Origin of the sequence: Aminobacter niigataensis (assembly GCF_014200015.1) — a bacterium.
Classification (GTDB): Bacteria; Pseudomonadota; Alphaproteobacteria; order Rhizobiales; family Rhizobiaceae; genus Aminobacter; species Aminobacter niigataensis.
On sequence record NZ_JACHOT010000004.1, the window covers coordinates 435,226 to 445,207 of the forward strand.

Below are 9,982 nucleotides of genomic sequence, written 5' to 3' on the forward strand. Positions count from 1 at the left end.
GCGATGCCCGGCGGAGGCGCAAACGCCCGCCGGGCACGTTTCTAGGCCAGGCCGAGCCGCTGCTTCCGCCGTGTCGCCCAGGCGGTGATCAGCTGATCGGCGGTGAGGCCCATGAAGGCGACGCAGAGACCGAGCACCAGACCCTTGCCGGCATCGTTGAAGGTCAGCGCCTTGAAGATCTCCTGGCCGATGTCCTTGGTGCCGATGAATGCGGCGATGATGACCATGAACAGCGCGAACATGATCGTCTGGTTGATGCCGAGCATGATCTCGGGGAAGGCGAGCGGCATGCGGATGTTCCACAGCAGCTGACGCCTGGTGCAACCCGAGGTGATGCCGGCCTCGACGATTTCGGACGGCACGTTGCGTAGCCCGAAGATGGTGTAACGGACGATCGGGATCATGGCGTAGATGATGATCGCCGAAATCGCCGCGACGTCGCCGACCTTGAACAGCATGATGACGGGGATCAGGTAGATGAAGGACGGGAAGGTCTGGAAGGTGTCGCACAGCAGTTTGACGATGCTGGTGCGGCGCTCGCTGCGCGATGCCCAGATGCCGATCGGCAGGCCGACCAGGATGCAGATCAGCACGGCGACCGTCACCATGTAGGCGGTGATCAGCGACCGCTCCCAGTAGCCGGCGAAGGCGATGAACAGCACGAAGCCGGAAACGGTGAGTGCGAGCCGCAGGCCGCCGAGCGACCAGCCTGCAGCTGCGACGAGCGCGACCATCGCTGTCCAGGGAATGCTCTGGAACAGGTCTCGCACGGGGATCAGCACATAGAGCAGCATGGCGTTGCGGACATATTGCAGCGGCTCGTAGAAGGTGACGGTGACCCAGTCGACCAGCGCGTCCCAGAAGGGTGCGGTGCTGAGTGCGAGATCCGCAGGCCAGGCTTGGGCATAAGGCGTGATGGAAGCCAGCAGGAGCGAAACGACGACGACCAGCGCCGATGCGCCGAGGAACGGGTAACGCTGCAGGAAGGTGGCGTCGTCCTCTCTGCGGGACGGCTCCTTGTAGGCGGCGGCCCGGCTCAGCTGGTCGAGCGTGATCGCCATCAAAACGATGGCCACGCCGCTTTCCAGCGCCTGGCCGATCTTCAGCGCCTGGAGCCGGAACAGGAGGTCGTGTCCGAGGCCGCGGGCGCCGACGAAGGAGGCGATGACCACCATCGCCAGGCACTGCATGATGACCTGGTTGACGCCGACCAGCAGCGGCTGGCGGGCAGAGGGGATCTCGACCATCCACAGTGTCTGGAAACGCGTGCAGCCGGCCATCTTGCCGGCCTCGCGAACCTCTTCGGCGACACCTTTGAGGCCAAGGATGGTGAGCCGCGCCATGGGCGGAATGGCGAAGATGACTGTGGCGATCGTGCCGGCCTTGTGGCCGACGCCGATGAACACAGCGATCGGGATCAGGTAGGAAAAATGCGGCAGCGACTGCAGGACGTTGAGCAGCGGCACGATGAGCGCTTCGAACCACTGTTTCTTCACTGCGAGAATGCCGATGCCGAAACCGATGAGACCGGCGATGGGGGCCGCGACAAGCACCACCGAAAGGGTGATCATCGACAGCTCCCACTTGCCGAAGATCGCCATATAGGCGACGCATCCGGCGGAGAGCAGGCCGAGGCGCCAGTCTTTGAGATAACAGCCGAGCACTCCCGACAGCCCCGCGGTCATGACCCATGGCATCGCCGCCAGGCCGATCTTCGGAAAGCCCGAAACCAGCAAGCCTTCGACGAAGGCCAGCGGCCAGGTGATGAGTTCGGCGATTGCGCGCGTCAGGTCTCGGAACGAAAACAGCCCGAAGATGGCGTCGTCGCGCATGTGTCCGATCAGCGTGTTCGCCCAGTCGACGAAGGGGATCGTCCAACCCTTGGGCACCTGCACGGCCCAGGCCGGGAGAAGCGAGGCCGCGAGCAGCAGGATGAGGAAGGGCAGCACGACGAGCAGCGGCTTCGCCAGAGATGCCAGGGGTTTTTGCGGCTCCATCTCGGTGGCGCGGGTCAGGGTCGCGGCATTCATGCGCACTGTTCCTTGCCGTAGAGCGCATCGATCAGGCTGTCGCGGCTGAGCGTGCCGACGAGTGCGCCGCCGTCGTCGACGACGTCGACCGGGCGTTCCGACGAGAGCACCTGGCGGGCGACGCTTGCCAGAAGCGCCTCGACCTGCACCGCTGCCGCATCAGGCGCGCGGGCGGATGCCGGCGCCATGATCGATCGCACTGAGAGCAGGCGGTCGTGGGAGACGTTGCGGGTGAATTCGGCGACGTAGGGCGTGGCCGGGCAGGTCACCAGCTCTTCCGCCGTGCCGAGCTGCTCGACGACGCCATCCTTCATGATGGCGATGCGGTCGGCGACGCGGATCGCCTCGTCGAAATCGTGGGTGATGAAGACGATCGTCTTGTTGAGCATCTTCTGCAGGCGCAGGAACTCGTCCTGCATCTCGCGGCGAATGAGCGGGTCGAGCGCCGAGAAGGGCTCGTCGAGGAACCAGACGTCGGGGCCGACGGCGAGCGAGCGGGCGATGCCGACACGCTGCTGCTGGCCGCCTGAGAGTTCGCGCGGATAATAGGCCTCGCGGCCCTTAAGCCCGACGAGTTCGATCACTTCGCGGGCCCTGGCCTCGCGCTTCTGGCGATCGGTGCCGCGGACCTGGAGCGGGAAGGCGACGTTGTCGAGCACGGTGCGGTGGGGCAGCAGGGCGAAGTGCTGGAAGACCATGCCCATCTTGTGGCGCCTAAGCTCGATCAGCTCGCGCTCGGAAGCGGCGAGGATGTCGCGGCCTTCGAACATGACCTCGCCAGAGGTCGGCTCGATCAGGCGGGCGAGGCAGCGCAGCAGGGTCGACTTGCCCGAGCCCGACAGGCCCATGACGACAAGGATTTCGCCGGGCATGACCTCAAAGGAAACGTCGCGGACGGCGGGGACGTAACCTTCGGCCCTGATGGTTTCGATCGAGGGGTTGCCGCCGTGGCGGCGCAGGAAGCCGGCGGGGTCGGCGCCGTAGAGCTTCCAGAGATTGCGGCATGCGATTTTTGCTTCGGTCATGTCGAGTTTGCCTCTCGCCAAGGTGGCCGATGGATGTGCAGGAGCGAGGTGGCGCCTGCTTGTGCAGGCGCCACTTTCACCGCGCGATGTCGTTTAGTGCAGGGTTAGCTGGCGGAACCCAGCCAGGCCTTCCAGCGAGCCTCGTTGTCGGCCAGCCATTTGTCGGCGGCCTGCTCGGGCTCCATGTTGTCGATGTCGGCAAGCTTCGCCTGCACCGCGATATCCATGTTGGAGAAGTTGATCTTCTGCAAGATAGCGTAGGCCTTGGGCCACTTGGTCGGGAATTCCTTCCAGGCGGCGATCTTGAGGTAGCCGTCCTTCGGGTTGCCGCAGTCGTAGCTCAGGTCCTTGTTGCTGCCCCAGGCCGGATCGTCCTTGCACTTGGGGTCGAAGGCCGGAAACTCGACGAACTTGCCGTCATAAAGCGCTTCGACGAAGTTCGGCGTCCAGTTGAACAGGACGATCGGCTCCTTGCGCTTGACGGCGGAGTCGAGCTCGGCCCAAAGCGCTGCGGCCGAACCGGCGTTGACGACCTCGAAATTCATGGCAAGGGCTTCGACGCGCTCGGAGTCATGCTTGAGCCAGTCGACCGGACCGCCGAGGAAGCGGCCTTTCGGCGAGGTCTCGGCGGTGGCGAACTTGTCGGCGCAAGCGTTCAGCGCTTCCCATGCGGGCAGGCCGGGACAGACTTCCTCGACATAGGTGGGATACCACCATTCCTCGCGCGTCTTGGCGTCGTGGGTGGCGGCATCGACGACGCAGCCTTCCTTGACCACCTTCTGGAAAGCGACGCCGAAGGCGCCTTCCCAGACTTCATGCACGAGGCTGACGTCGCCCTCGCAAAGCGCGGTGTAGACGACCTGGCTGTCGGCGGAAACGTACTCGACCTTGGCGCCGCCCTTTTCGAGCAGCTTGCCGACGATGTGGGCGCCAACGATCTGGCTCGACCAGTTGTGCGTCGGGATCTTGATGGCGTCGGTGGAATCCTCGGCAAATGCCGTGCCCGTAGCGAAAGCCAAAATCGTGGCCATACTTGCGGACTTCGTGAAATTCCTCATTGAACCTCCCTTTCCTTTGTGTTGCGATCGTTCCCACGGGATGCGGAGGTCGGTCTCTATGGACCTGTTTCCACTCCAGCCCAGCAAACATAGCGGTGAGAAGTGAACCGGTGTCGGGCGGGGTGTAAAAGTCGTGGTCTGACTTGTGAAAAGATGTTAATCGAGGCTTGGGAGGATAAGATGGCATGCGGGTTCAGCACCACATCGTGATCGTTGAGGACGACCCGGTCACCCGGGCGAAGCTCGCCGGCTATTTCCTGGCCGAGGGCTACAAGGTCAGCGAGGCCGGCGACGGCGAGCAGATGCGCGCCATCATGGGCAGGCATCCGGCGGACCTGCTGATGATCGACATCAACCTGCCCGGCGAGGACGGCCTCAAGCTGACCCGCGAGCAGCGCGAACGGTCTGACGTCGGAATCATCCTGGTCACCGGCCGGACCGACACGGTCGACCGCATCGTCGGTCTCGAGATCGGTGCCGACGACTATGTCACCAAGCCGGTGGAACATCGCGAACTGCTGGCCCGGGTCAAGGGCCTGCTGCGCCGCGTCGGCAAGGGGCGGCTGCCGCCCGCTGCCTCGGGCACGCGCCATTTCTACGGCTGGACGCTGGAAGTGGCGCGACGCACGCTGCAGGCGGCCGACGGCACCTTCGTCGAGCTGACCGGCGCCGAGTTCAAGCTGCTGTCGGTGCTGACCGCCAACCCCGGGCAGGTGCTGTCGCGCGAGCGCCTGCTGCACGAGATTTCACGGCGCGAATGGGACGCCAGCGATCGCACCGTCGACGTGCTGGTGCGAAGGTTGCGGCAGAAGCTGAACGACAATCCGCGCACGCCGCGCATCATCGTCACCGCCCATGGCGAAGGTTATTTCTTCGCGCCCGACGTGAACCAGGCGGTGCGCGGCTCGGCCAGTTTCTGAGGGCCGGGTCGGCCCTCAGGCCGAATGCGCCGGGTCGGCCTCCAGCATCTTTTGCCATTGCCGTGTGCCTTCGGCAAAGGCTGCCTCGCAATCCTTGACCATGCGCCTCAGCCCGGCGACGGGCTCATCGGCCGCAGCCGCTTCGAGCGCTTCGGCAGCCTGCAGCAGGCGCGGAAATCCGAGCGAACCGGCCGAGCTTCGCGTCGCGTGGGCGAGATCGCCGAGGGTCTTGCGATCGCCGGTTTCCAGGGCATCGTGCATGGACCTAAAACGTCCGGGCAGGCTGTCGTGGGCGATGCGATGCAGCCGCTGCACCGTCTCGGCGCCGAGCGCGTCGAGATCGGCCTGGCAGGCCGCAACGTCGAGCGCGACGATGGGCTGACGGGTTGCGGCCGGGCGCTTGGCCAGTGCTGCCACCGCATCGAGCAGATGCTCGTGGACGATGGGTTTTGCCACGAAGGCATCGACGCCTGAATCGAGGTAGCGGTCGATATCGGACTTGAACACATGCGCCGACATCGCAATGACGGGCAGGTCGGGCGCCGACAGCGCGGTGCGCAGCCGTTTCATCGTCTCGATGCCGTCTATGCCGGGCAGGCTGACGTCCATCACCACGATCTCGGGCTTGAAGTCGGCAATGGCTTCCAGGGCAAGGTAGCCCGAACTCACCGCCTTCACATGGTGGCCGGCCTGGGACAGCAGCGTGGTCGAGACTAGCCTGGTGGCGTCGTCGTCCTCGACGAGCAGTATGTGCCGCGGCGAGGCCGCGGCCTTGCGCGTACGGCGGCTCCTGACGGCGGGAAGGCCGGCTTCGAGCGCGGCCTTCTGTAACGGCATCTCGAGCGTGAAGATGCTGCCTGCGCCCTGGCGCGAACTGACCGAGAGATCGGCACCCATGAGCCGGGCGTATTCGCGGCTGATCGCCAGGCCCAGTCCGGTGCCGCCGAAACGGCGAGTGATGGAGGCGTCCATCTGGGTGAAGGCCTGGAAGATGTCATCCTGCCGTTCCGGCGAAATACCGATGCCGGAGTCCGAAACGGCGAGCCGCACGGTCTGCGCCTGCCTGGCGCTGGCGGCGAGCGTCACCTTGACCCGGACATGGCCGTGCTCGGTGAACTTGATCGCGTTGCTGACCAGGTTGAACAGGACCTGGCGGATCTTGCCGGCGTCGGCGGTAAAGGCAGGGGCCAGCTTCGGGTCGATTTCGAGCCAAAGGTCGAGGCCCTTTTCCGTCGCCATCGGGCGCATGAAGGCGACGACGCCGGTAACCAGCTTCGACAGGTCGAAGTCGACCTTCTCGACGGCGACATTGCCCGACTCGACCTTGGAGTAGTCGAGGATGGCGTTGAGGATGCCGAGCAGCGCCTCGCCGGAATTCGCCGCGACCGACAGGTGCTCGCGTTGCCTCGGGCCGAGCCTGGTGTCGGCGAGCAGGCGCATCATGCCGAGCATTCCCGTCATCGGCGTCCGGATCTCGTGGCTCATGGTGGCGAGGAACGCGGACTTGGCGCTGCTTGCCTGCTCGGCCCGCGCCCGCGCTTGGTCGTGGTCGATCGCCTCCTGGCGCAGGCGGGTGTTGACCTGCCTGATCTGCTCGGTTTGCTCCTCGACGAGTTGCTGGAGTTCTTCGCGGTGGCGCCTGAGCTCGTCGGTGATGCGTTCGCGGTCCTGCTCCAGTTCGAGGCGCCGGCGCGACTCGTCGCGGAACTGGTTGACGGCGACGGCCATGGTGCGCAGTTCGTCGTCGCCGGTGTCGGTCACGGTGACATCGAGGTCGCCTGCCGTCAGCCGCTGCATGGCGCGCGACAGGCTGCTCAAACGGCGGACAAGGTTGCGCTCGACATAGAGCCAGACGATCGCGCCCGAAGCCAGGATGGCGCCGAGCAGGGTCACGACGAGCACGATGACGCCGATGCGGACGGCGTCGTCGGCGCGGTCGGCCGTCGTCCTGGCGAACTCGTCGGAGCGGTCGAGAATGTCCCGGGCGACCTGGTTCTGGGTCACGGCAAGATCGCGATTTGCCTGGGCCATGGCGTCGAGCCTGCCGGCCAGGTCGATGACCTGCTGGCGGCGGCCGAAGATCGAGCCCGACACCGGCACCTCGCCGGCGGCGGCCTCGATGGCGCCGAAGAAGGCGACGCCCTGCTTGCGCCGCACCGGATCGTCGATGCTCAGGATCCGGCGCCGGATGACTTTCATGTGGTCCTGGAAGATGCCGCTGATCTCGCTGATCTCGGAGCGCGACTCTGCCCGGCCAAGCCGGTTGATCAAAAGGCTTACCTGGGCGCTGCGGTGGCGCAGCTCATACATGCGCTCCATCAGGTAGATGTCGTGCTCGATCAACCGGTCGACGGCGGTGTAGGCGTCTTCGCGGCGCGCGGGATCGCCGATCAGTCCGTACAGATTGGCCGTCACAGCCGAGGCACCGGCGGACGCGTTGGAAATCAGCGTCTCGGAAAGCAGCAGGATCGACTGGGCAGCTGTTGCCGCAGCCTCGGCGCCTTCGCGATAGGCCTTGTCCTCGTCCAACCGCTGGCGCACCAGTTCGTTGTTCTCCTTGAGGTTGGCGAGCATCTTTTCGACCGAGCCGGCAAACTCCTCGACGAGCTTGGGATCGATCGATAGCCGCCTAACTTCGGTCAGCGACTTGACGAGTTGCTGCGACAGCTCAGAGAGCTTGCCTTGCTCGGCCAGCAATTCGTCGGGCGAACGCACGGCCGCAAGGGCCGGGGCGGTGGCAATCAGCTTGGCGCTCAGTTCGGCGGTGTGCTGGGTTGCCGCCACCGCGGGAAGCGCCTGTGCGTTAACCACGGCTTGGGCGTCGGCGATGTTGCGCAGGATCAGCCAGCTGGCGATGCCCGACGACAACGACAATCCCGTGATGCACAGGAAGGCGAGGAACAGCCTTCCGCCGATACCGAAACGATGAAGCATGGTCCATATAACCATGGTTTGCGCTGCCGACGTAAGCTGTCTAGCTTGCGCCGATGAAATTGCCGGCACGTCTTGATCGCTCGAGCTTCCTTGTTGCCGCCTTGCTGGCGCTCGTTGGCGGTCATCCAGCCACGGCCGAGGATGCTGCGGGCACATGGAAGCTCAATGCGTGGGAGGAGCCGTTCGGTTATTCCCGGCCGGCGACGGCGATCGACTACCAGCCGGTGGCGAAGGCCGCGAAAGCCTGGCGCATCTGCGCCTCCTATCCGCATCTCAAGGATTCCTACTGGGTCAGCGTCAACTACGGCATGGTCGAGCAGGCGCGCTCGGCCGGCGTGAAACTGACCGTCGTCGAAGCTGGCGGGTATCCCAATCTCGACCGCCAGATCGAACAGATCAGGACCTGCAGCGCCACCGCCGACGCCTTGATCGTCGGGACCGTGTCCTATGAAGGGCTGACGCCGACGATCAAGGAGATCGCCCGTCGCATCCCGGTCATCGCCTCGGTCAATGACATCGACGGCGCCGGCATCACGGCCAAGTCGGGCGTTTCGTGGGAGGAGATGGGGCGGTCGATCGGCGCCTATCTCGCCCGCCTTCATCCCGCCGGCACCATGCCTGTCAGGGTGGCGTGGTTTCCCGGGCCCAAGGGGGCCGGCTGGGTCAAGTTCGTCGAGGCCGGTTTCCGCGGCGCGCTGAAGCAGAGTTCGGCCGAAATCGCCGCCGTCAAATGGGGCGACACCGGCGTGGAGATCCAGCTGCTTTTGATCGAGGAACTGCTCGAGACGCAGCCCAATATCGACTACATCGTCGGCAGCGCGCCGACGGCGGACGCCGCAGTCAGCATCCTCAGGGCCCAGGGGCGGGCAAACCAGGTGAGGATCCTGGCAGACTATTTCACCCATGGCACCTTCCGGGAAATCAACCGGGGCAAGGTCGTGGCCGCGCCGACCGACTCGCCGCCGCTGCAGGGCCGCATCGCCATTGACCAGGCCATCCGGGCGATCGAAGGCACGCTGCGTTATCGCCATGTCGGGCCGCCGGTCGAGATTGTCGACCGGACCAACGTGCAGTCGCTCGATCTCGAGCGAAGCCTGGCGCCGGCCTGGTTCAAGCCGACCTTCCAGGTCCAGTGAGGCGGCGTGACCGCTGTCCGGTTACAATTTTTCACATAAGCGCCGCCGATTTTCACGTATCTCGGCGGACTGGTTCACAGCCTGCAGGTAGCCTGACGTTCAGGATCTCACGATTGCTGCGAGGAGAGCGGTGATGGCTACGACAGGTAAAAACTACCCCGCCGTGACCTCCGGCCCGCCGCGGCCGAGTCTCATCCTGCAGCCCGGGCTGCTGTTGCCGGGCATGGAGCGTTACCATGTGCCGGGCTTGGGTGCGGCGCTGATCGAGATCGAGGCCGGCGACCGCGTGACGGTGCGCAACCTCGAGGGCGGCCAGCCTTGCGAGCTGGTGGCTTTCGATGCCGCCGGCAAGGCCGATCCGGGCATCCTGGGCACACGCTCGAACAGCGATGCTGCCGGGCTTAAGGCGCTTCTGGTCGACGGCGACGGCAGCCTGCAGGCGTTCCGCGCCGGGCTGGCGCGGCGCAAGCTCGAACTCGGCCGTGTCGAGGCCGTGCGCTTCTTCGATGGTGCGACCGCTGCAGGCACCGAAGAGAGCTTCACCGTCACCCGTCCGGGCACGCTGGTGGTCGCAGCCCCCGGTGCGGCGATGGCGATCGACAGCCATGACACCTCGACGCCGCTTGCGGTGATGATCAAGCGCGCGACGATCAGGCCCGCCGGCAAGTCCGACCTGCCCGATCCGCTCGCCGATCCGCTGCTCGACCTCAGGGTCAAGTCGAAGACGGCCGAGTCCTTCTTCGTCAAGGCCGGCGACTACATCCAGATCATCGACGTCGACGGCCGCCAGTGCACCGACTTCCAGTGCTTTTCGGCGCGCAAGCTCGACAAGGGCCGCGACCTTGCCCTCGACGTCACCGCCACCCGCTCGCTGATGGG

The 9,982-nt window shown here is 65.3% G+C and carries 7 protein-coding genes; 3 read left to right on the forward strand and 4 right to left on the reverse strand.

From position 1 onward, the window contains the following. Nucleotides 1-41 precede the first annotated feature (41 nt). From GGQ99_RS17330 to GGQ99_RS17340, 3 genes are all read right to left on the reverse strand, one after another. The gene (locus GGQ99_RS17330) at nt 42-2,030 is read right to left on the reverse strand and encodes an ABC transporter permease (RefSeq protein ID WP_210307919.1); all 1,989 of its coding nucleotides are present in this window, start codon (nt 2,028-2,030) and stop codon (nt 42-44) included. Beyond that, nucleotides 2,027-3,055, reverse strand: a complete 1,029-nt coding sequence (locus tag GGQ99_RS17335) for a quaternary amine ABC transporter ATP-binding protein (RefSeq protein WP_183263472.1) — start codon at nt 3,053-3,055, stop codon at nt 2,027-2,029. The genes GGQ99_RS17330 and GGQ99_RS17335 overlap by 4 nt, the downstream gene beginning before the upstream one ends. 104 nt (nt 3,056-3,159) lie before the next feature. Beyond that, nucleotides 3,160-4,086 (reverse strand): ABC transporter substrate-binding protein, encoded by a 927-nt coding sequence (locus tag GGQ99_RS17340; protein ID WP_108606345.1) that lies wholly within the window; start codon nt 4,084-4,086, stop codon nt 3,160-3,162. Nucleotides 4,087-4,298: 212 nt separating this feature from the next. Between GGQ99_RS17340 and torR the strand changes: the two genes are divergently transcribed. Then, entirely contained in the window at nt 4,299-5,033 is a 735-nt protein-coding gene (gene torR / locus GGQ99_RS17345; protein ID WP_183263473.1) for a two-component system response regulator TorR, read from the forward strand. A 15-nt stretch (nt 5,034-5,048) separates the two neighbouring features. Here torR and torS read toward each other — a convergent pair whose 3' ends face one another. Then, nucleotides 5,049-7,967: a TMAO reductase system sensor histidine kinase/response regulator TorS gene (gene torS, locus GGQ99_RS17350; RefSeq protein ID WP_183263474.1), complete on the reverse strand. Its 2,919-nt coding sequence runs from the start codon at nt 7,965-7,967 to the stop codon at nt 5,049-5,051. Nucleotides 7,968-8,020: 53 nt separating this feature from the next. Here torS and torT point away from each other — a divergent pair, with 53 nt between their 5' ends. Together torT and GGQ99_RS17360 are read left to right on the forward strand one after the other, a co-directional pair. Then, complete coding sequence (gene torT / locus GGQ99_RS17355; RefSeq protein WP_246389619.1) at nt 8,021-9,103, forward strand: TMAO reductase system periplasmic protein TorT; 1,083 nt, start codon at nt 8,021-8,023, stop codon at nt 9,101-9,103. Nucleotides 9,104-9,236: 133 nt separating this feature from the next. Next, nucleotides 9,237-9,982: DUF1989 domain-containing protein (locus GGQ99_RS17360; protein ID WP_246389620.1), on the forward strand; the 746-nt coding region annotated here is incomplete at its 3' end.

Coding starts and splice junctions, on each gene's coding strand:
- torT (WP_246389619.1), top strand. CDS start 8,021: ATGAAATTGCCGGCACGTCTTGATCGCTCGAGCTTCCTTGTTGCCGCC.
- GGQ99_RS17330 (WP_210307919.1), bottom strand. CDS start 2,030: ATGAATGCCGCGACCCTGACCCGCGCCACCGAGATGGAGCCGCAAAAA.
- GGQ99_RS17335 (WP_183263472.1), bottom strand. CDS start 3,055: ATGACCGAAGCAAAAATCGCATGCCGCAATCTCTGGAAGCTCTACGGC.
- torR (WP_183263473.1), top strand. CDS start 4,299: ATGCGGGTTCAGCACCACATCGTGATCGTTGAGGACGACCCGGTCACC.
- GGQ99_RS17340 (WP_108606345.1), bottom strand. CDS start 4,086: ATGGCCACGATTTTGGCTTTCGCTACGGGCACGGCATTTGCCGAGGAT.
- torS (WP_183263474.1), bottom strand. CDS start 7,967: ATGCTTCATCGTTTCGGTATCGGCGGAAGGCTGTTCCTCGCCTTCCTG.